This is a genomic window from uncultured Chitinophaga sp., assembly GCF_937874145.1.
Lineage (GTDB): Bacteria > Bacteroidota > Bacteroidia > Chitinophagales > Chitinophagaceae > Chitinophaga.
The window spans coordinates 1-20,724 of record NZ_CALNBI010000364.1 but is presented as its reverse complement, the minus strand read 5'-3'; the positions used below and the strand labels follow the sequence as shown (position 1 = coordinate 20,724).

20 protein-coding genes are annotated in these 20,724 nt (G+C 53.6%); 9 read left to right on the top strand and 11 right to left on the bottom strand.

Translation table 11 applies throughout. The features are described 5' to 3' along the window. Nucleotides 1–2 precede the first annotated feature (2 nt). Nucleotides 3–1,196, bottom strand: a complete 1,194-nt coding sequence (gene chrA, locus Q0510_RS17725; RefSeq protein ID WP_333862149.1) for a chromate efflux transporter — start codon at nt 1,194–1,196, stop codon at nt 3–5. 168 nt (nt 1,197–1,364) lie between these two features. Between chrA and Q0510_RS17720 the strand changes: the two genes are divergently transcribed. Beyond that, nucleotides 1,365–2,411 (top strand): alpha/beta hydrolase, encoded by a 1,047-nt coding sequence (locus Q0510_RS17720; RefSeq protein ID WP_298714865.1) that lies wholly within the window; start codon nt 1,365–1,367, stop codon nt 2,409–2,411. On the opposite strand, the gene Q0510_RS17715 is transcribed toward Q0510_RS17720, so the two are convergent. The 4 genes from Q0510_RS17715 to asnS form a co-directional block, all read right to left on the bottom strand. Then, nucleotides 2,408–2,620, bottom strand: a complete 213-nt coding sequence (locus tag Q0510_RS17715; RefSeq protein ID WP_298714863.1) for a hypothetical protein — start codon at nt 2,618–2,620, stop codon at nt 2,408–2,410. The genes Q0510_RS17720 and Q0510_RS17715 overlap by 4 nt on opposite strands. Before the next feature lie 132 nt (nt 2,621–2,752). Beyond that, on the bottom strand, nt 2,753–3,709 hold the full coding sequence (locus Q0510_RS17710; RefSeq protein WP_298714861.1) for a 2-oxoglutarate and iron-dependent oxygenase domain-containing protein: 957 nt from the start codon (nt 3,707–3,709) through the stop codon (nt 2,753–2,755). Between the two features lie 55 nt (nt 3,710–3,764). After that, nucleotides 3,765–4,292, bottom strand: coding sequence for a biopolymer transporter ExbD (locus tag Q0510_RS17705; RefSeq protein ID WP_298714859.1), 528 nt, complete (start codon nt 4,290–4,292; stop codon nt 3,765–3,767). 173 nt (nt 4,293–4,465) lie between these two features. After that, nucleotides 4,466–5,902 (bottom strand): asparagine--tRNA ligase, encoded by a 1,437-nt coding sequence (asnS, locus tag Q0510_RS17700; RefSeq protein ID WP_298714857.1) that lies wholly within the window; start codon nt 5,900–5,902, stop codon nt 4,466–4,468. Between the two features lie 362 nt (nt 5,903–6,264). Here asnS and rho point away from each other — a divergent pair, with 362 nt between their 5' ends. Then, nucleotides 6,265–7,962, top strand: coding sequence for a transcription termination factor Rho (gene rho, locus Q0510_RS17695; protein ID WP_366941014.1), 1,698 nt, complete (start codon nt 6,265–6,267; stop codon nt 7,960–7,962). Nucleotides 7,963–8,653: 691 nt separating this feature from the next. Here the strand turns inward: rho and Q0510_RS17690 are convergent. From Q0510_RS17690 to Q0510_RS17675, 4 genes are all read right to left on the bottom strand, one after another. Then, nucleotides 8,654–9,268, bottom strand: coding sequence for an outer membrane beta-barrel protein (locus Q0510_RS17690; RefSeq protein ID WP_298714855.1), 615 nt, complete (start codon nt 9,266–9,268; stop codon nt 8,654–8,656). A 131-nt stretch (nt 9,269–9,399) separates the two neighbouring features. Further along, entirely contained in the window at nt 9,400–10,023 is a 624-nt protein-coding gene (locus tag Q0510_RS17685) for a TetR/AcrR family transcriptional regulator (RefSeq protein WP_298714853.1), read from the bottom strand. 277 nt (nt 10,024–10,300) lie between these two features. Further along, the gene (locus tag Q0510_RS17680) at nt 10,301–11,275 is read right to left on the bottom strand and encodes a deoxyhypusine synthase family protein (RefSeq protein WP_298714851.1); all 975 of its coding nucleotides are present in this window, start codon (nt 11,273–11,275) and stop codon (nt 10,301–10,303) included. Nucleotides 11,276–11,419: 144 nt separating this feature from the next. Further along, a complete protein-coding gene (locus Q0510_RS17675) occupies nt 11,420–11,863 on the bottom strand; it encodes a hypothetical protein (protein ID WP_298714849.1) in 444 nt (147 codons plus the stop codon). A 419-nt stretch (nt 11,864–12,282) separates the two neighbouring features. On the opposite strand from Q0510_RS17675, the gene Q0510_RS17670 reads away from it, so the two are divergent. The 6 genes from Q0510_RS17670 to Q0510_RS17645 all read left to right on the top strand — a co-directional run bounded on the left by Q0510_RS17670 (nt 12,283) and on the right by Q0510_RS17645 (nt 17,243). Then, nucleotides 12,283–12,873, top strand: a complete 591-nt coding sequence (locus Q0510_RS17670; RefSeq protein WP_298714847.1) for an ACP phosphodiesterase — start codon at nt 12,283–12,285, stop codon at nt 12,871–12,873. Nucleotides 12,874–12,928: 55 nt separating this feature from the next. Continuing rightward, on the top strand, nt 12,929–13,549 hold the full coding sequence (locus Q0510_RS17665) for a DUF2911 domain-containing protein (RefSeq protein WP_298714845.1): 621 nt from the start codon (nt 12,929–12,931) through the stop codon (nt 13,547–13,549). Between the two features lie 389 nt (nt 13,550–13,938). After that, on the top strand, nt 13,939–15,078 hold the full coding sequence (locus Q0510_RS17660; protein WP_298714843.1) for a cystathionine gamma-synthase: 1,140 nt from the start codon (nt 13,939–13,941) through the stop codon (nt 15,076–15,078). A 94-nt stretch (nt 15,079–15,172) separates the two neighbouring features. Beyond that, nucleotides 15,173–15,955, top strand: coding sequence for a TIGR02757 family protein (locus Q0510_RS17655; protein ID WP_298714841.1), 783 nt, complete (start codon nt 15,173–15,175; stop codon nt 15,953–15,955). Between the two features lie 14 nt (nt 15,956–15,969). Continuing rightward, nucleotides 15,970–16,908, top strand: a complete 939-nt coding sequence (locus Q0510_RS17650; RefSeq protein WP_298714840.1) for a DUF6263 family protein — start codon at nt 15,970–15,972, stop codon at nt 16,906–16,908. Beyond that, nucleotides 16,908–17,243 (top strand): hypothetical protein, encoded by a 336-nt coding sequence (locus Q0510_RS17645; RefSeq protein ID WP_298714838.1) that lies wholly within the window; start codon nt 16,908–16,910, stop codon nt 17,241–17,243. The genes Q0510_RS17650 and Q0510_RS17645 overlap by 1 nt, the downstream gene beginning before the upstream one ends. A gap of 61 nt (nt 17,244–17,304) precedes the next feature. On the opposite strand, the gene Q0510_RS17640 is transcribed toward Q0510_RS17645, so the two are convergent. After that, nucleotides 17,305–17,967, bottom strand: a complete 663-nt coding sequence (locus Q0510_RS17640) for a sterol desaturase family protein (RefSeq protein ID WP_298714836.1) — start codon at nt 17,965–17,967, stop codon at nt 17,305–17,307. 70 nt (nt 17,968–18,037) lie between these two features. Then, nucleotides 18,038–19,975 carry a serine hydrolase gene (locus tag Q0510_RS17635; protein ID WP_298714834.1) on the bottom strand — a complete coding sequence of 646 codons (1,938 nt, stop codon included), beginning with the start codon at nt 19,973–19,975 and terminating at the stop codon, nt 18,038–18,040. Between the two features lie 56 nt (nt 19,976–20,031). On the opposite strand from Q0510_RS17635, the gene Q0510_RS17630 reads away from it, so the two are divergent. Further along, nucleotides 20,032–20,724, top strand: a 693-nt coding sequence (locus Q0510_RS17630) for a fumarylacetoacetate hydrolase family protein (protein WP_298714832.1), incomplete at its 3' end; no start/stop codon positions are given.

Genomic DNA, 20,724 nt, shown 5'->3' with positions numbered 1-20,724 from the left:
CGCTACATAAGCGCACCCGCGAGGATGCAGGCGATCACGATGACGGGCGAGGGCACTTTGGTCAGGCAAAGCACTCCCAGCGTAACGGCCATGATCAGTACATTGTACCAGGTCACCGGGATGGAAATGAAGAGGAAGATGGTGGCCGCCCACATCACGCCTACCACTACGGCATTGATCCCTTCGAGGGCGCGGTAAATCACCACATGCTTTTTCAGGTTACTCCAGATAGGGAAGAAAAAGAGCACCAGCAGCATGCTCGGCAGGAAGATGGCCACCGGCGCGAGAATGCAGCCAAGAAACTGGTACCCCGGCCCCAGGCTGCGCATCACCATCCCGCCCACATAGGCAGACACCGAAAAGGTAGGCCCCGGCATCGCCCGCATAATACCCGCCCCCGTCAGCAACTCTTCGGCCGACATGAACTGGCTTTTGGAACGGAACACGTACTGCTCCAGCATCATCGCGATGAGGATATCGCCGCCGCCGAACACCAGGCTGCCGAAACGGTAGAAGTTTTCGAAAAGGTTGAAGGGACGGCGGGTGATCCAGTCGTTGGTACGCGCCAGCTCCGACATGAACCCCGCCAGCACGAATATCAGCGCAAAAAGCCAGAGGTTGCCCCATTGGATTTTCTTGCGGGGCTCGTTGATGTCCGGGATGCGTTTATCGCTGAAGTTGGAGATCGTGCCGCCCAGGATGATCAGGGCAGGGAAGGTCCAGGGAGATTTGAAGAAGAACGCCGCCGCCATGGCTACGCCCATGATAAAGAATGTGGCGGTATTGCGGATGCTGATCTGGTAGGCCCGGATGCCGCCGAAAGCAAGGAAGCCCACGGCCATGGGCTGAACGTACTTAAAGATATCCACGTTGAGCGCCCGCTTGTCCATGTACTGCAGCAGGAAGCTCAGGGAACCCATGAGCAGGCAGGCCGGTGTGATCCAGATGGCGAGGGTGGCCACGGCCAGGGGAACCCCGCCGCGCTTGTACCCGATGAGCGTCAACGTCTGCGAGGAAGAAGCCCCCGGCAGCAGCTGGCAAAAGGCGTTGTATTCCATCAGCTCCTTCTCCGTCACGTCCCGGCGTTGCTGCACAAAGGTTTTCATCATCATAGCCAGGTGGCCCTGCGGGCCCCCGAATGCCGTGAAGCTGTGCAACAATACTGCTTTTAAGAATGAGATGTGACGTAAAAACACGTTCGGATATCAGTTCGCTCCCCAATTTCCAGTAAAATAATGAGATATTCAAATCCGGCGACGGAATGTGCCTGATAATCCGTCGGTTAGCGAGGCATAATCCTTGTATTGGTAATTCCGTGAAACTTTTGAATTCGTTTAGGCGTTAAAGCAATAACAACTGTCCATATGAAACGTCTTTTGACTGGCTTTCTGCTTGCGCTGGCATGTTCTGTCCAGGCACAACGGTCGAACTACAACAGCCAGGCCAACTGGCAGCGGTTCTCCCTTCAATCGGACCATGCAACGCCTGCCCGGGGCGATACCTCCCTCGTTTTCGTTTCCAACCGGTTCATCCACCCCGACAGCCTGCGCTTCGTGGACGAGTTCATCGACACATCTTCCCTTAAATTCTTTTTCCTCGAAAAGCAGAACGGCACCTGGAAGGTGTTCCAGGAGCCCACGCTCCGGGAGGCCATGCAGCACCTGCCGCATCACCGGGATATCGTGGTGTATGCCGAAGGGATGGGTAAGATCTTCACCAACAACGTGGAGCGGGCGCAGCTGATGAGCGCGCAATACCGCGTAAACGTGGTGATGTTCGATTATGCGAGCATTAACAGTACCTACAAACCTTCCAGGAATTTCAAGTTCGCGCGGCTGAATGCGAAGTTATCGGCAGGGCAGTACCGGCAGTTGCTGGAGATGATCAAAGCCGCGCGGGAGGCGGGTGAGCCCTGGACAGAGGGCGTTTCCGTTTCCACGTTTTACCACAGTATGGGCAATATCATCCTCGAACAAATGATGAAGGGAGATCAGTCAAACGAGTTTGCCGCCGATGGCATTCCGTATATCGACAATCTCATCATCAACGCCGCCTGCGTGCCGATGAAGCGGCATGCCCGCTGGGTGGAGAAGATCCATTTCGCGAAGAACATTTACATCCACTACAATAAACGCGACCTGCAGCTGAAGGGCGCGCACCTGCTTACGCTGAAGCGCCAGTTGGGTGAGAAGGTGACCCGCCGGCAGCGGGCGGCCAACGCGCAATATGTCGACTTCCTGGAGGCGGCGCGCTGGCAGCATAGTTACTTCATGAATTTTCCCTACAACGAATACCGGCTCAACCCGGCCATGGTGGCTTACTTCGGGAGATTGTTCAACGGTCAGGGCGTAACCGCGGGGGAGTTGACGGCTCTTCAGGCGAGCGCCCCCTCGGCTACGGCTTCCAATTAACGGTTCCGCATCATCTCAGCTACGGCCAGTCCGGGCGCGTCAACCTGCGGCCCCGGAGCGGCTTCCGTGCGCAAAGCACCGGCATCGGACGTACCTGTAATTCTTACGGGAGGGAGCGTCGGCAGTTCGCCCGCTCTTTCGGTGAGGTTGCCGCCGGTGGTGAGCCTCATGTCTTCGATCGCCAGCGGGATGAATTGTTGGGTATGCATGCCGCTACTAACGGATCATCATGCCATCCGGTTTTCGTTCATTTTGTTCATTTTTTATTCTTCTTGTGCGGTCCTGTTCATTACCAGGCACAAAATACCCGGAGCGGGGGCTCCGGGTGCACTAAGTTGTTTTTATTTCTTGAGCCCGATTTCGCGGAGGCGCTCGTCGAGGTACTCGCCGGCGGTGATGGGGGGATATTCGACGGGATGGGCTTCGTCCACGCATTGGGGCAGACAGGTAAGATCCATGTCTGACTTGGGATGCAGGAAAAACGGGATGGAAAAGCGGGAAGTATTCCATAATTCCCGCGGCGGGTTCACGACCCGGTGCGTGGTGGATTTCAAACGATTGTTGGTGAGGCGCTGGAGCATATCGCCCACGTTCACCACGATCTGGTCGGGCAAGGACGTAACTGGCACCCATTCCCCCTGTTTATCCAGAATTTGCAAACCGTCTGCCGAAGCACCAACGAGCAGGGTAATCAAATTAATATCCTCATGCTGTTCCGCCCGGATGGCCGAAGCCGGTTCCTGGGTGATGGGCGGATAGTGGATGGCGCGGAGGATGGAATTGCCGTTGTGCACTTTTCCGTCGAAGAAATGTTCGTCGAGCCCCAGGTAGATCGCGATGGCCTGGAGGAGGGCGGCGCCGCTGTCTTCGAACCCGCGGAAAGCGCGGTACAGTGTGGGCGTGAATTCGGGCACTTCTTTCACGGTCACGTTATTCGGATAGGCGTCTTTAACGGGGTCTTCGTCTTCCACCGACTGTCCGAACTGGAAGAACTCCTTCAGGTCGGGCGCGTCGAAGCCTTTGGCGTGTTCTTTCCCGAAGGAAGTATATCCGCGCTGGCCGGCCAGTTCCGGTATTTCGTACTTGCTTTTGGTGCTGGAGGGCAGCTGGAAGAAGGCTCTTACGTTATCATACAGCTGCGCGATGAGCGCGTCGGTGATGCCGTGGTTCTTAACGGCCACGAACCCGACTTCTTCATATGCTTTACCCAGCGCTTTCACGAAGGCTGCTTTCTTTGCGGGATCGCCGGAGCGGAATTCCGCCAGGTCAACGGAGGGGATGGAATGAACGGTTGCCATATCGATAGTGTTTTGGAACACTAAAGGTAAGGGAAAAACCCTGCCGCCGAACGGCTCATCGCTGCAACAATTTCTCTTCCTGCGGTGTTATGTCCGCCAGCGCGTAGCGCGCCACCCGGTTGATCTTCATCTCATCGAGCGCATCCACCACATTGCCGTAGCTGGCGCCGTTTTCCGCTTTAATCAATACGATCAGTTCATCCGCATGGCCATACTTTGCGGCCACGGCGCTTTGCCTGGCGCGGATCACTTCCCCGATACCGTTGCCGGCGGAGAAGGTGCTGTGATGGATCTGCGGCGGCTTCGCGGGGTCTTCGCCCTGCCCTTCGTACCACGACACGGTGCTGTTCGTCCTCACGAGCAGGGTCATGGATTTGCTTTCGGGCACGGCGGTATGGGGCCCGTCTGCCGGCATGATGAGCGGGAGGGCTTTGGGCTGTGACATGGTGGTGGTGAGCATGAAGAACGTGATGAGAAGGAAGCCAAGGTCCACCATGGGCGTCATGTCTACACGGGTCGATCGTTTGGAAGCGCGGCGGCGGCCTTTGCGGTTGTTGTCGGGGGAGGAGATGATTTCTGCCATAGGGATGGGTTTGAAGGTGAAGAAATTCCGGCGGCAGGATCGAAACCCGCCGCCGTGATTACACACACTGTATTGTTTTGCTCAATTGACAGTAGGATGCAGGCGGCGGGTAATTCCATAAAAAAAGCAGGCGCGGTTGGCGCCTGCTTTCGTATGTGCATGATGGGTGATCTTTAGAATTCCGCGCTTTTGGGTGTGCGGGGGAAGGGGATCACGTCGCGGATGTTGGTCATACCGGTCACGAACAGCACGAGGCGTTCGAAGCCGAGCCCGAAACCGCTGTGGGGAGCGGTACCGAAGCGGCGGGTATCGAGGTACCAGTAGAGCTCTTCCACGGGGATGTTCAGTTCGTTCATACGCGCTACCAGCTTATCGTAGCTTTCTTCGCGCTGGGAACCGCCCACGATTTCACCGATGCCGGGGAACAGGATGTCCATGGCGCGTACGGTTTTGCCGTCTTCGTTCTGTTTCATGTAGAACGATTTGATGGCGGCGGGGTAATCGGTGAGGATCACGGGTTTCCTGAAGTGTTTTTCTACGAGGTAGCGTTCGTGTTCGCTCTGGAGGTCGGTGCCCCAGGCGTCTACCGGGTAGGTGAACTTCTTGTTTTTATTGGGCTTGCTGTTCCGGAGGATCTCGATCGCTTCGGTGTAGGTGATACGCTCGAATTCGTTGTTGAGTACGAACTCTAGTTTCTCGATGAGCCCCATATCGCTGCGCTCGGCCTGCGGTTTTTGCTTTTCTTCGTCAGCCAGGCGCTGGGCGAGGAATTCGAGGTCTTCGCGGTTGTTGTCGAGCGCGAATTTGATGACGTATTTGATGAATTCTTCGGCGAGGTCCATGTTGTCTTTCAGTTCATAGAAAGCCATTTCCGGTTCGATCATCCAGAATTCCGCCAGGTGGCGGGCGGTGTTGGAGTTTTCTGCGCGGAAGGTGGGGCCGAAGGTGTAGATATCGCCGAACGCCATGGCGCCGAGTTCTCCTTCGAGCTGGCCGGACACGGTGAGGTTGGTGGATTTGCCGAAGAAGTCTTCTTTATAATCGATGTCACCGGCTTCGTTGCGGGGCGGGTTTTTCATGTCGAGGGTGGTAACCCGGAACATTTCGCCGGCGCCTTCCGCGTCGGAGGCGGTGATGATGGGTGTGTGGAGGTAAACGAAGCCTTTTTGGTGGAAGAACTGGTGCACGGCGAACGCCAGGGAGTGGCGGGTCCGGAAAACGGCGCCGAAGGTGTTGGTACGGAATCGCAGGTGGGCGATTTCGCGCATGAATTCCAGGCTTTGTTTCTGGGGCTGGATGGGGTAGGCTTCGGCGTCGCAGTCGCCGAGGATCTCCAGGCTGGCGGTTTTCAGTTCCACGCGCTGGCCTTTGCCGAGCGAGGGGATGATCTCGCCGGTGACGCTGATGGCCGCCCCGCGGGTGATACGCTTGAAGGTGGCGGGGTCCATTTCCGCTTCCTGTACCACTACCTGCAGATTATTATTAGTTGAGCCATCGTTCAGCGCTATAAACTGGTTATTGCGGAAGGTGCGCACCCATCCTTTAACCGTCACTTCATAGTTGGTACTGTCGTCCTGCAGGACCTGCCTGATTTTTACTCTTTGGCTCATATCAATATGTGTTTTGAATTGAGTTGCAAAAATAGACAAATTCGGATGACGAAAATCCGCTTTTTGGCAAGGGGCGGGGATTACAGGGGCTGCGGTGCATGATGGTAAATCGCTATGCGTTAGGTCGCTATGTTCAATATTTTTTTGGAGAATCGCAAAATTAGTCATAATCTTGTATCCTCAATCTGTCTGATTAAGTTCCTTTTTTGCCATCTTCATCAGCAGTCACCCACCACAGGTGATCCCTATCAATTTAATGATCAAGACTTTATTATTGACGCAAAACAATTATTTGTTAATTGGTGTATGTTGGTATGCAGTGGTACCCGCCTTACGACACTTCTAAAATTTGACAAAAACAGATGATGTACGACATCTTACAACTGAACGACATGCTCGTTCCTGAACTACTTGACATCGCCGAGAAGCTGGAAATTCCCAACGCAAAAAAACTGGACAAGCAATCACTTATTTATAAAATACTCGATAAACAAGCTGTGATAGCATCGGAAGATAAGCCTGGAAGCGGAGATGAAAAGAAAGTGAGGAAACGGAAACCGGTAGGAAGCAAAAAAGACGAACCCGCACCGGCCCCCACCCCACAGAAATCAACTCCCCGCCCCGAAGAAGAAGAAGAAAAAGCCGCCACCACAAAAGTTTCCAAATCAGAAGACGAAGAAGAAATCAAAGCTCCTCCGGCCAAACGGAAGATCGATATCGATCTCGACATTCCGTCCCTGACGTTCGATGACGACGATGACATCGTGCTGCCCGCACTCACCGAAGAGGAAGAAGAAGCGGCCGTTATCCCGGAAGAAGAAGCGGAAGACGATTTCGTAACCGTGCAGGAGCCCGTGGCGCCTGTAAAACAGCAGCCCGCCGCCAGCAATCAGCAGCAGCAGCAACATAAATACCCGAAAAAAGAACCTGTTTTCAATATCGAATTCGATGGCGTTATCCTCAGCGAAGGCGTCCTGGAAATGATGCCCGACGGCTACGGTTTCCTCCGCTCCTCCGATTATAACTACCTCAGTTCGCCCGACGATATTTACGTTTCTCCCAGCCAGATCAAACTCTTCGGCCTCAAAACCGGCGACACCGTACGCGGTTCCGTTCGCCCGCCGAAAGAAGGCGAGAAATACTTCGCCCTGCTGAAAGTGGAAACCATCAATGGCAAAACCCCTGAAGAAGTGCGCGACCGCGTTCCCTTCGATTACCTCACGCCGTTGTTCCCCTTCGAGAAACTGCACCTCACCACCACGGCCAATAACTACTCCACCCGTATCATCGACCTCTTCACGCCCATCGGTAAAGGCCAGCGCGGCCTCATCGTGGCGCAACCGAAAGTAGGTAAAACGATGCTGCTGAAAGAAGTAGCCAACGCCATCGCCACCAACCACCCCGAGATCTATCTCATGGTGGTGCTGATCGATGAACGCCCCGAGGAGGTGACCGATATGGAGCGCTCCGTGAAAGCGGAAGTAATCGCCTCCACGTTCGACGAGCCCGCAGAAAAGCACGTGAAAGTATCCGCCATCGCACTGCAGAAAGCAAAACGCCTGGTGGAATGCGGCCACGATGTAGTCATCCTGCTCGACTCCCTCACCCGCCTCGCCCGCGCCCATAACACCGTAGCCCCTGCTTCCGGCAAAGTGCTCTCCGGCGGTGTGGAAGCGAACGCCATGCAGAAACCCAAACAGTTCTTCGGCGCCGCCCGTAAAATCGAAAACGGCGGTTCCCTCACCATCCTGGCCACCGCCCTGATCGACACCGGCTCCAAAATGGATGAGGTGATCTTCGAAGAATTCAAAGGTACCGGCAACATGGAACTCGCGCTGGACCGCCGCCTGGCCAACCGCCGCATCTTCCCGGCTATCGATGTTACCGCATCGTCTACCCGCCGCGACGATCTCCTGCTGGAAAAAGACGTGCTCCAGAAAGTATACATCCTCCGCAACCACCTGGCCGACATGAACACGGAAGAATCCATGAACTTCATGCTCCAGCACATGCGCGGAACCCGCAGCAACGAAGAATTCCTGGTGACTATGAACAGATAGATCCCGGTTTCAACGATACAAAAAACGCCACTGCATCTGCGGTGGCGTTTTGCTTTTATAGCATTGGCCTAAAAAAGAAGAGACTGCCTGTGGCAGCCTCTTGCTTCTTTTGTAAACTGATTTCCGATTATCGATGTGGGTATGCTATGATAAGGTCCGTATGCGGCGCCTGTGCTGAATGTACAGCCATAGGGCCGTGAGGCGGCGCCGGCGGTCTTGGCGGTTCGGTCGGGCGTTGGCCATGGTGCGGGCGTGGAGGCTTCGGCGGCCGCGGGGGCCGGGGCACTGCGCACGATGCCGCAAATAAAATCGTAGCCAGTGCAATCACTCCTCCTGATCTCCAATTCCTTTTCATATCCTAAGTTTTTAATACCGTTAATGCCGGTGTTTTTTCTGTTGGCCTGGCGCAAAAGGCTTGGCGGATTTGGTACCGTAGTACTTCTTCGCCTGCCCCGGCGGCATGGGCTTGCTATGCCCGTGGTGGTGGTGCCGTTCTACCACGCAACTCCCAAACATCAATGTTCCTGCCAATGCAAACAGTAAGTGTATCCGGTTAAATCTCATAGTCGGTTATGTTAATTTCACCTTGTAATGCAAGATGCAAGCCAAAAATTTCAACAAGGGCAGGAAAAGAAAAAAGGCATTGTCCGTCAGGGACAATGCCTTTATAAAAAACGCTAATGTTTCAGCATTAGAACAGGAAGGAAGCACCTACCTGGAAGCTCTTAATGAAGTTGAAATCGAAAGCGCTGGTTTTGATTTCAGCACCTGCACCTTCAGGCTTCTGGGTCATGTTGCTGTAGGAAAGACCACCGAGGTTACCTTCCAGCATGAGGCGTTTGCCAACCAGGTAAGAGATACCGGGCATGAGTTGCGCTCTGAAACCGGTAGTTTTGTCGGTTTTCACGTCGTTGACTTCGTTGCTGCCAAAGCCATAACCAACGTTTGCTTCGCTGGTGAAGTACACTTTGGAATCAGCAATCTGGCAATAATTGCGCACAAATACACCCGGGAGGATGAAGTTACCTTTGGTTTTGTCTTCGTTCTCGCCTACAACGTCTTTAGTAGAATTGAAAGCGCCTTCCACGAACACACCTACCATCCATTTGTCGGACAGGGCATAGCCAGCTTTGGGGCTGATGTTAAATTGGGAAACGGTTTCCTTGTTGTCTGTACCGTCAACTTTTTCCGTCGCGCTAGTAAAACCGAGCGTACCGCCTACCAGGAAGTTGCCTTTCTGCACCTGGGCTTTGGCGAATTGGGAACCGAACAGGGCCAGCGCGGCCATAACGATCATCTTTTTCATCTGTCGTACAATTTTGAGTTTAATATGTCAATGATTGAATCGCTTAATTCATGTCTCTACATACATGGAAGCAATTGGAGGGAAGCAGGCTTCGGTCGATAAAAATGGTTTTCGGATATAGTTTTCCGGGTTTATTTCAAACCGTTGAAGAAAATAGTTAACATCTTTCTCTCCCGGTTCATGAACTCTTTTATATTGTTGGCGTCTTGAAGGTCAAAATCCGCGGCCTGCCATTTGCACCAGTTAATCCAGAATCCAAACATCACTTGCACCAGCAGGTCGGCCGTTACGGCAGGATCATGTGCTTCCGATAATTCTCCCAGCTCAATTCCTTTTCTCAGCCAGGACGAAATAAACCGGATTTCGGACTGATGGACCATCTCACCGATCTGCCGCATCAGGCTGCTCGGTTTGTCGCTCACCCACATGTTGATGCCAAACAGGAGATGATACTCCAACAACATCCATTCTTTCACCGAAAGGTACCGGTCCATTACTTCCTGCACGGAGCCGGCCGTTTCCAGGAATGAGCTGATGTCTGTAAAGCAACCGTTCACGATCCGCTCCACCACCGCTACATAAATCCTGTCCTTATCGGAAAAATAGTAGTACAAAGACCCTTTGCTGATCTCCAGATCCTTCGCGATTTCGTCCATAGTCGTCTTGGCCAGGCCAAAGCGTTTGAACCGCTTCAGCGCCGCCTCCAGTATCGCTTCCCTCTTTTGATCCTGTTCGGCCATTTGGTGACTATGCAAAAATCGCGTTTGACTTTTTGACTTTGCGGGTCAAATGTAGGAAGATTTTGGAACCTGCAAAAAAAATTTATGCCCGATTTGATAAGAACTACAAAAACTACAATATGTAAATCAATTGCACTGCAAACATAAAGAAATATTTAATATTCCACATATGTATCATGAAAGATTTTGTTAAAACAGCGGTAACAGGCAATTTGAAAGAGTGGGGAACGGGGTAAAAGGGTTAAAAAGGAGGCCGCCTGATAATTCGCGGCCTCCGGAAAAATATATGCGCTTACCAGCCGAGCAGGTAGGCGAAGATGAGCGGCGCCACGATGGTAGCATCCGACTCAACAATGAATTTCGGTGTATTGATATCCAGCTTGCCCCAGGTGATTTTCTCGTTGGGAACGGCGCCGGAATAAGAACCGTAAGAAGTGGTGGAATCGGAAATCTGGCAGAAGTAGCTCCAGAACGGAACGTCGGTCCACTCGAGATCCTGGTACATCATCGGCACTACGCAGATAGGGAAGTCGCCCGCGATGCCGCCACCGATCTGGAAGAAGCCAACGCCTTTACCGGCGGAGTTGTTGCGGTACCATTCGCTGAGCCACACCATGTATTCGATGCCGCTCTTCATGGTCGAAGCTTTCAGTTCGCCCTTGATCACGTAGGAAGCAAAGATGTTGCCCATGGTGCTGTCTTCCCATCCCGGAACGATGATGGGAATATTCTTCTCCGCCGCGGCGAGCATCCAGCTGTTCTTCGGATCTATCTCGTAATGCTCTTTCATGACGCCGCTCAGCAGCAGCTTGTACATGTATTCGTGCGGGAAGTAACGCTCACCGGACGCTTCCGCGTCTTTCCAGATTTTATGGATGTGTTGTTGGATGCGGCGGAAAGCTTCCTCTTCGGGGATGCAGGTATCTGTTACCCGGTTGAAGCCCTGCTCCAGCAGGTCCCACTCTTCCTGGGGGCTGAGGTCGCGGTAGTTCGGAACGCGCTTGTAGTGTGTATGCGCCACGAGGTTCATGATGTCTTCCTCCAGGTTCGCGCCCGTACAGGAAATGATATCGACCTTTCCGGCACGGATCATTTCCGCGAACGAAATCCCCAGCTCAGCCGTGCTCATCGCACCCGCAAGGGTTACCATCATCTTGCCGCCTTCCAGCAAATGCGTCTCATATCCTTTCGCTGCATCTACCAGTGCCGCCGCATTGAAGTGGCGGTAATGATGCTGGATAAATTGTGAAACAGGTCCTTTAGTCATTACAGTACGTGTTTTACTTGTGTGTACAAGCCGCAAAGGTACAATTTTCAATGGGCAAAAGGCCCATTGAAACTACCGTATATAAAAAAACCGTCCCGGCGAATCCAGGACGGCATACTGACTGAAACTAAAACTAAAACTCGGTTATGCTTTCTGCAATTTCTTCAGGCGGGTGATGTTCCCGTTGGATTCGGCTTTCAGCACGGTCCAGTGGGTCTCGCTTTCCAGGGTCACAACGTAGGTGGTGAGGCCGTCGGCTTCATATTCCACGATGTTGTTAATCTTCTGGTCAGGGTACTTCTTCATCAGGCGGGTGATGACGTTCAGGGGAAGGTCGGCATCGTCGATGTAACGGCTGGTGGCCAGCAACACGCCGTCCCTGTCGTAATGTGCCGTCACTTTCCGGGCGTTCAGGGTAAATTTGGCCACGTACTTGTCGGTCGTGGTGTACCACGACACGTCCTGCGCTTTGGCGAACTCTTCCTTGAATGCGTCCAGCACTTTCTTGTTGTTAATGGTTTCATCCAGGGCGAATGCACTGGTGACGAATGCGGTTACCAGGGTCAGAATGGCGATCATCTTTTTCATGGCGGAAAAATTTTAATCAGGTTTTAAAAATGTTTTAGAATGCGGTGTGTGATTTGATGATGTAAAATTAGTCCGGCGGTAAACGGTTGACAAGGGAATAATTATGACTGGCACGCATGTGTGAAGCCTATGTTATGTATGTTATAACGCATGTATAAAACGCGTTATTCTCTCTCTATGGAACCCACGCCGGATGCGGGGTTGAGCGAAAAGAAGAAATGTTGCACGCGGCCGGGTTAAGACTTTGTTAAAGTGATCGGGTGGTGACGTGCGGTAGCGGCTGGAAAAGCATTTTCGAAAACGGACGATGTGTACCGGAAGCGGACGGAGCGGGGAATAATACCTATCTTCGGAGATGCGGAAACGCCCGGTTGTCGTGCTTTTGCCGTTCATCGAAGGGATTCGCCGCCTGTCTGACTATGAATTATCTCGCCCACGCATATTTATCTTTTCATGATCCGGATATTACGGCCGGGCAGCTGATCGCCGATTTTGTCAAGGGGAAAAAAGTGGATGATTACCCCGCCCCCCTCCGCAAAGGCATCCTCCTCCACCGGGCGCTCGACGGTTATACCGACCAGCACCCCGCCTCCAAAACCGCCCGCGATATCTTCCGCCCCAGCTCCGGGCTCTACGGCGGCGTGTTCCTTGACGTGGTGTACGACCATTTCCTCGCCAACGACCCTGCCCGCTTCCCCCTCCCCACGCTCGAGCGCTTCGCGCAGGAAACCTACGCAGCGGTGGACGAGCGCCTGCCCCTCCTCCCGGCATCCTTCCGCCAGATGTTCGCTTTCATGCAGAGCCAGAACTGGCTCTACCATTATCATGAGCGCGACGCCATCCTCCGCAGCTTCGGCGGCATCGTGCGCCGGTCCAAATATTTCCAGCACCCCGCCGCCGTCCCTTACAGCGTTTTTACGGCCCAATACAGGGATTTCCGGGATTGTTACAACGCTTTCATCCCCGACGCCGAAAACTTTATGAAATCTCTCACAAAGGAGCTTTCATAGATTTCTGAAAAACACGTAGGTTTGGGGCCGATTTCAAACTCATCATCCAACGCATATGAATACGCTCAAAACGCTCTTCGTTATAGCCGGCCTGGCCGTGTGCAGCCTCGCAGCCACCGCGCAGGACAAGAAAATGCCGCCGGTAGACCCCAGTCCCATGGACATGGCCTACTACCCCGTAATGTACCCTTACGTTTGCAAGGTGAAAGGCGAGCCCGGCACCCTGGTGGCCAGGGCCATCTTCAGCCGCCCGCAGAAAAAAGGCCGCCCCATCTTCGGGAACCTCGTGGAATACGGTAAAATCTGGCGCCTGGGCGCTAACGAAGCCACAGAACTGGAGTTTTTCCGCCCCGTAATCGTCGGCGGCAAAACCATCCCCAAAGGCCGCTACACCCTCTACGCCATCCCCAGCGAAACCAAATGGACGGTCATCCTCAACAAACAAACCGACATATGGGGCGCATATAAATATGAGCCCCAGCTCGACGTGGTGCGCACCGATGTGCCGGTTAACGCCGCCCCGGAAGAAATCGAAGCCTTCAGCATGGTATTCGAAAAAGCTTCCGGCGGAGCCAACCTGCTCATGGGCTGGGATAAAACCCAGGTTTCCGTGCCCATCCGCTGGGCCGACAGCAAGGCCGTGGCCGCTGCCGGATCGAAATCCAAAGCGAAATAATCCCCCGGGAATCAACAGATATGCAAAAAGGCAGCGGATCCGCTGCCTTTTTTTATGATTACAGTTTGAAACATGGGGCAAAAGAAAAAAGCGGTAAGAATACCGCCTTCAGAAATTTTTAACCATATCCTATGAAAAACCTGAGTTAAAATTAGAGGAATAACTCATACATTCCGGCGCATTCTGGTGAACGTTGTTTTTTTTCTCGTAACCGGTGGAAATAGGCCGGCTACTGCCGATAAGTGTTGTTGAAACCCCCAAATCCATACTGCGGAACGATTTCAGCGGGAACGGCATAGCACATACGTGTCATGTCCCTATTATTACGGAGGAGGCCGCCGGGCGGGATAATTCGTTAACTTTGGAATTCCCATAAAATCTGGCAATCCATGAAGTTAGGTACCAAGCTGATACACGCGGGCGTAGAACCGGATCCTTCCACAGGGGCGATCATGACGCCGATATTCCAGACCTCGACCTACGTGCAGGCCGCGCCGGGCGACCATAAGGGTTACGAATACGCCCGGACGCAGAACCCCACCCGCCACGCGCTGCAGAACGCGCTGGCCGCCATCGAGAACGGGAAACACGGTATCTGTTTCGGCAGCGGCCTCGCCGCCACCGACGCCATCATGAAACTGCTTTCCCCCGGCGATGAAGTAGTGGCTTCCAGCGACTTGTACGGCGGTACCTTCCGGATTTTCACCAAAGTATTCGCCAAATACGGCATCAAATTTCATTTTGCCGACCTGCAGGACGCTTCCGGCCTCCGCGGCCACCTGAATGCGGCCACGAAGCTCATCTGGCTGGAAACGCCCACCAATCCCATGCTCAATATCATCGATATCGCCGCCTGCGCGGCCATCGCGAAGGAAAAGGGCATCCTGCTGGCGGTCGATAATACCTTTGCCTCGCCTTATCTGCAGAACCCGCTGGACCTGGGGGCCGATATCGTTGTGCATTCGGCCACCAAATACCTCGGCGGGCATAGCGACGTGGTGCATGGCGCCGTGATCGTGAAAGACGATGAGCTGGCACAGCAACTGGCCTTTATCCAGAACAGCTGCGGCGCCGTTCCGGGGCCGCAGGATTGCTTCCTGGTGCTCCGGGGCATCAAAACCCTGCACGTACGCATGCAGCGCCACTGCGAGAACGGCGAGGCCGTAGCCCGCTTCCTCCGGGATCATCCCAAAGTCGGGAAGGTTTATTGGTGCGGGTTCGAAGATCATCCCAACCACGGCATCGCCCAAAAGCAGATGCGCGGCTTCGGGGGCATGATCTCGTTTACGCTGAAAGACGATAGTATGGACGCGGCCCTGAAGGTCCTCAGCGGCACACATCTCTTTTCCCTGGCGGAATCCCTGGGCGGCGTGGAAAGCCTTATCGGCCATCCCGCGTCGATGACGCATGCCTCCATTCCCCGCGAAGAAAGGCTGAAAAACGGGCTTACAGACTCCCTTATCCGGTTGAGCGTAGGTATTGAAGATGTGTCGGATCTGATAGAAGACCTGAAAAAAGCCATCGGCTGATTGGATTCTTCCGTCAATCTGCTTACTTTTAGCACATTACACCTACATGCCTTCCGTTCTTGCAAATAGGCCGGGGGCATTTTTTCCATATGCTATGACCACTATGAAGTTCCAGCAACTGAAAGAATTTTTAGATGCCAAGGCAGAGCACTACGATCAGCCGGGTTTTATCGGAGGCGACCCTATCAGCATTCCGCACCGGTTTACGAAGCTCCAGGACATTGAGATCGCCGGCCTTTTCGCCGCCACACTGGCCTGGGGCAACCGTACGACCATCATTAACAAGTGCACGGAGCTGATGGAGCTGTTCGACCACGCGCCCCACGATTTTATCGTGAACCACGACCCGCGCGACCGGATGAAGCTCATGCATTTCAGGCACCGGACCTTCAATGGGCTGGACCTCCTCTATTTCGTGGAGTTCCTCCAGCACTATTATTCCAACATGACCTCCCTGGAATTTGCCTTCTGCGGGCACCTCCATCCGGAAGACGTCAACGTGGAAAACGCGCTCATCGGGTTCCAGAAAATGTTTTTCGCCATGGAACACCCCGACCGCACCCGCAAGCACATATCCACGCCGGCGCGCAACAGCGCCTGCAAAAGGCTCAATATGTACCTGCGCTGGATGGTCAGGCCCGACAAAAATGGCGTGGATTTTGGACTATGGAGGCAAATTTCGCCCGCGCAGCTCGTTTGCCCGGTCGATATACACGTCAGCCGCGTGGCCGCCAGGCTCGGCCTTATCCAGAGTGCAGACGCCAACTGGAAAACCGCCGTCGAGCTCACCAGCCAGCTGCGGTTGATGGACCCTTCCGATCCCGTGAAATACGATTTCGCACTTTTCGGGCTGGGGGTCATCGAAAAATACGTTTGATCAAACATGAGATAATGAAGAAAATCACCGGACTGGTAGCGATGTGCTGCCTCGCTTTATCCCTCTCCGCGCAGGATTATGTGGAGCTGAATTACAACCTGAAGACTGGAAGTGAATTTACCCTGAGCCAGGAAAGCCGCAGCGAAACCTACATGACGGTGCAGGAAGTAGTGCAAAGGACTACCCGCGATTACAATAATAAAATGTCCATTAAAGTCACTGATGCCGCCCCCGGAAGGTTTACCATGCATTGGTCTTACACCGACATCAAATTCAATTTCAACGCCAAAAACCAGAATATTTACGTAGACGCCAAAACCGACCATCCCGACGAGCCCCTGCAGGGCGCGCTCAAGCTCCTGCTTAACCAGCCCTTTACCGTTGAGATCCAGGGCACCGGCAATATCACCAAGGTGGAAGGGCTCGACCAGCTCATGGAAAAAGCCTCCGAAGCTTTCACCAAGCTGAAATCCGACGAGCGCGACGCATATAAAAAATTGCTCAAAGACCAGTTCGGCACCGAAGCATTCCGCGGCTGGCTGGAACAGCTCCTCATCATTTACCCCGTTCATGGCATCAAGAACGGCACGCAATGGGAAGAAAGCGTTCCGCTGCGCGGGGGGCTCAAAGGCCGGGTAGACCTGTACTGGAACCTCCAGCATTGGGACGGGCAGACGGCCAAGGTCAATGCAGAAGGCAATATCAAAACCGACAGGGTCGAAACTTTTACGATTGAAGACGGCATCCAGGCCACGGCTGCCATTGAAGGCAAGCTCATCACCAATTACCTCATCCTCCGCGAAAGCGGCTTCCCCAGCATCGCCGTGCAAAACACGGAAATGAACGGCAAGTACGTATACCTCGCCAACCGCAAAAAGCAACTGAAAAAGGACCTGACCGTACCGGTGAAGATCGTGACCAACGCTTCCTACAAGATCAAGCAGGTGAAGTAATGGAAAGCCGCCATTTGGAAGAAACCGGTACCTGGCTCCAGGAAAATGCCGGCATCAGCCTCCCGGCGCAGTTTTCGCTGGAAGACCTGGAGAAAACCCTGGCGGAACAGATTGAAATGCTCGTGGAAAGAAACTTCCAGCAGTTCGTTTTGCTCCTCTACCAGGTGGACGTCTCAGAAAAGAAAGTAAAAGAAATCCTCGCCGGGCAAAACTACCCGGACGTATACCGCTCCATCGCCCGGCTGATCATCGAAAGGCAAACGGAAAAAATCATCTCCCGCGAAAAGTACCGCCAGTCTCCCGAAGACCTTGCCGGTGACGCGGAAAAATGGTAAACATATATAAGCAGAAGGGCCGCCAGATTACTGGCGGCCCTTCTGTTATGAATAGTCTTTTTTACTTGTCGAACATCAGCGACTTCACTTTGTCTTTGTCTTCTTTTTCTTTATCCATGTCGAAGAAGGTGCCGAACACGCGGTCCCAGAAAGCCGAGCTCACGCCAAAGCCTTTGTCTTCGCTTTTGTAGTGATGCAGGTGATGGTTGCGCCAGAGCGGCTTCATGAACCGGAACGGCGGGTTCCAAGCGTGGATGGCGTAGTGCATGCTTCCGTACATGAGGTAACCGAGGAGGAAACCAGGGAAGAACATGAATGTGAACTTTCCCAGGAAAATGTACTGCGCTCCGAAAATGGCCGAAGCGAGGATGAGGCTGGGCACTGGCGGCATGAAGAGCCGCTGCTTGTCGCGCGGGTATTCGTGATGGTTGCCATGCAGCACGTAAATGAAACGCGTCATCCGCGGGCTTTCCGTTATCATATGGAAAATGAAACGGTGCATGATATACTCGAAAAATGACCAGAAAAACATGGCGCCGAAAAACACCAGCGCAATTCGGCCTATGCTGAAACCCAATGCGCTATGACTGTAATACAGCGAATACCCGATCAACGGCAGATACATCCCCCAGATCACGAGAGGGTGCGTTTTGGTCAGCATTTCCAGATACCGGCTTTCAAACAATCTTGCCTGTCCTTTATTCTTGATCTTCTCAAACTTCATGACTCCCAAATTTTAATTAAACCATTTGTTAATCAGTAACAGGAGTAGGGAACTAAATGTTTTGGGTGGGTTACCGTCTGGACAGTAACCGGGGTACAATCACCAATTCGTATTCTTTCTGAAGCAAATATCGTATCAATTTATCCAATTGAAAATAAAATTTATCCTCCCGCCTGGGGTCAGTGCCTATGTGAAGGAGCAGTAAAAAACCATTCAATCCAGCAGGGCGGCGGCTTTCGTATTGAATTACAGACTCGTAAATCCTATCGCTGGATACATAAGATTTCATCATTTCAGGATAAGTATAATCGGCGTTGGAACGGGTGCCGGGGGTAAAATTGATGAGTTGCATCCCCAGATCGTGTGCCCATTGCAATATCGTGTCGTTATACCACTCATATGGCGGCAGGAAATATTGCGGCTCCGGCAAGCCCAGTTGCGCCATGGCCCGAAGGTTCATATCAAGGTCCGATTCAAATTCATCGCGGGTAACCAAAAGGCTGTCCCGCTTTTTCCAATCGCAGTACAGGAGATGCTTCCCGGAATGCGGGCCCAGGTAATGCCCTTCATCCCCTAACCGGCGGATAAGCCCTGTAAACGCCGGATTCTCGTAAAAATCACCCGTCAAAAAGAAAGACGCCTTCACGCCCAGGCGCTTCAATACATCCGCGATATACACCCCTCCATCGGCGAATTCATGCCCCGTAAACACCAGCGCCAGCTGCTTCCGCGCCGTATCCCCCCGGGCGGTCGCCGCTGGCTTCTCGCCCAAACCCCGCACCGCCTCCCGGAACTTCGACAAGTCTGCGCGCTTCCCGGGCGCGTGCTCCAACGTATATGCGTGCAAAATATCGCCCACCTCGCGGAAGAAAGGATAACCCACTTCTTCGTACTCGTATTTCCCGTCGTTCAGCACGCCGTCGCGGTTCACGTAGATATTCCCCGATACCATGAACTCCACATTATTTTCGAAGTCCGCGAAATACGCCACGTCGGTGAGGTAGCCATACGACCAGCCCGTTTTATTGAACACACGGATATGCCCGGGGATCTTGCGGCGCCCGTCTTTAAACCGGAAAAATTTGGTGTAACTGTCGAAGAATTCGCTGGTATCATACCGCGGGTGCTCACTTTCCGAAGGCAGTGCGGCCATCCAGCGGTATAAAAACCGGTAATCTGCAGCTTCCAGCCCAAACCTTTCCTTCGCCGGCACCGATTCAGGGAAAATCACGCTGCGCAACAAACGGTGAAGATCTTCCAGCGGAAAATAATTATGCTTCGTAAAATCCATCGGCGAACGGATGAGGCTGTCGTTGCGGTCCCAATGCGAATGCCCTGCCAGCCACACTTTGCTGTAATCGAAAGGCGCGGCATTATACGCCGCGGGCTGACTGTACAACGTTTCCCCGTTTTGCACGAAGCGCACCGGGTTGGTGTGCCGGTTTTGCTCTTCGTTCATGGTCACGAAACGGCGCACGATCTTCACATCGGGGTATCCCCTGGCCCGCAGTTGCCCGTGGATATACCCCTGTCCCAGGAATTCATACAACCGGTTATAGGCATCGTTGTCGGAAACGAGGAATATTTTTTTGATGTATTGCGCTACAGACGGCAGCCCGTTTGCCGCCGAAGTATCGGTATGCACGGCCGTCTGCCCGCTCCAGGCGCTGTCTGTCAGCATCGGCGTCCATTTCCAGAGCTTCAGTTGCCGGAGCTTCTCCAGCGCCAGGAACGCCAGCGGCATTTTGACGGTGGAAGCGGGATTGAAATATTTGTCCCGGTCGGTCTGGAAGTGCCAGTCGCGGAAGGCCGGTTTCCCTTTCGCATCGCGGGTAATGGTGGTGAAGATGAGCTGCACCCGGAAGGAATCGGGGTGGCTGAGCACATGCCGCAGTGCGGGAGAAGCTTTGCGGAAAAGGAGCTCCCGCAAAGGCGCGTCTGTACGGGCCTGCGCGGCCGCCATGCCGGAATACAGCACCAAAAGGCAGAAAAGGAACCGTCTGTACATATCTTAAAGCTATAAAAATCCGATATATTTGGCGCCAGAACACCAAAACCCAACCAATGAAACTCGTTACTTACATCCGGGAAGACGTGGACCAGCTGGCCATGCTCGTGAACGGACAACTGTATAACCTCCAGGATCTCCATCCCGAGCTTCCTACCACCATGCATATGTTTTTGCAGATGTGGGAAGAAGTGATCGACCTGGCGAAGGCGATAGATGCCCGGCTGAAAGAAGGACACACCCCGCGTGCCAACGTGCATGGCGTGCCCTTCGAAGAAGTGCAGCTCCTGGCGCCGGTGCCTTTCCCTACCAGCTGCCGCGACGGGTACGCCTTTCGCCAGCACGTAGCCGCGGCCAGGAGAAACCGGAAAGTGGATATGATCCCCGAATTCGATCAGTATCCTATTTTCTATTTTACCAATCACAACGCCATCCAGGGCCCTGGTGATATCTTCTGCATGCCCGATCATTTCGACAAGCTCGACTTCGAGCTGGAAGCCGCCATCGTGATCTGCAAGCGCGGAAGGAATATCACCGCCGCGGAAGCCGACGAATACATCGGCTGGTACATGATCATGAACGATATGAGCGCCCGCACCCTGCAGATGGAAGAAATGAAACTCAACCTGGGCCCCGCCAAAGGCAAGGATTTCAGCACCGTCATCGGCCCCATGCTGGTCACGCCCGACGAACTGGAGCCTTACCGCATCCCCGCGAAAGAAGGCCACACCGGCAACAATTTCAACCTG

Coding starts and splice junctions, on each gene's coding strand:
- Q0510_RS17690 (WP_298714855.1), bottom strand. CDS start 9,268: ATGAAAAAGATGATCGTTATGGCCGCGCTGGCCCTGTTCGGTTCCCAA.
- Q0510_RS17640 (WP_298714836.1), bottom strand. CDS start 17,967: ATGAAGTTTGAGAAGATCAAGAATAAAGGACAGGCAAGATTGTTTGAA.
- Q0510_RS17680 (WP_298714851.1), bottom strand. CDS start 11,275: ATGACTAAAGGACCTGTTTCACAATTTATCCAGCATCATTACCGCCAC.
- Q0510_RS17670 (WP_298714847.1), top strand. CDS start 12,283: ATGAATTATCTCGCCCACGCATATTTATCTTTTCATGATCCGGATATT.
- asnS (WP_298714857.1), bottom strand. CDS start 5,902: ATGAGCCAAAGAGTAAAAATCAGGCAGGTCCTGCAGGACGACAGTACC.
- Q0510_RS17720 (WP_298714865.1), top strand. CDS start 1,365: ATGAAACGTCTTTTGACTGGCTTTCTGCTTGCGCTGGCATGTTCTGTC.
- rho (WP_366941014.1), top strand. CDS start 6,265: ATGATGTACGACATCTTACAACTGAACGACATGCTCGTTCCTGAACTA.
- Q0510_RS17650 (WP_298714840.1), top strand. CDS start 15,970: ATGAAGAAAATCACCGGACTGGTAGCGATGTGCTGCCTCGCTTTATCC.
- Q0510_RS17715 (WP_298714863.1), bottom strand. CDS start 2,620: ATGCATACCCAACAATTCATCCCGCTGGCGATCGAAGACATGAGGCTC.
- Q0510_RS17635 (WP_298714834.1), bottom strand. CDS start 19,975: ATGTACAGACGGTTCCTTTTCTGCCTTTTGGTGCTGTATTCCGGCATG.
- Q0510_RS17665 (WP_298714845.1), top strand. CDS start 12,929: ATGAATACGCTCAAAACGCTCTTCGTTATAGCCGGCCTGGCCGTGTGC.
- Q0510_RS17645 (WP_298714838.1), top strand. CDS start 16,908: ATGGAAAGCCGCCATTTGGAAGAAACCGGTACCTGGCTCCAGGAAAAT.
- Q0510_RS17675 (WP_298714849.1), bottom strand. CDS start 11,863: ATGAAAAAGATGATCGCCATTCTGACCCTGGTAACCGCATTCGTCACC.
- Q0510_RS17655 (WP_298714841.1), top strand. CDS start 15,173: ATGACCACTATGAAGTTCCAGCAACTGAAAGAATTTTTAGATGCCAAG.
- Q0510_RS17705 (WP_298714859.1), bottom strand. CDS start 4,292: ATGGCAGAAATCATCTCCTCCCCCGACAACAACCGCAAAGGCCGCCGC.
- Q0510_RS17710 (WP_298714861.1), bottom strand. CDS start 3,709: ATGGCAACCGTTCATTCCATCCCCTCCGTTGACCTGGCGGAATTCCGC.
- Q0510_RS17660 (WP_298714843.1), top strand. CDS start 13,939: ATGAAGTTAGGTACCAAGCTGATACACGCGGGCGTAGAACCGGATCCT.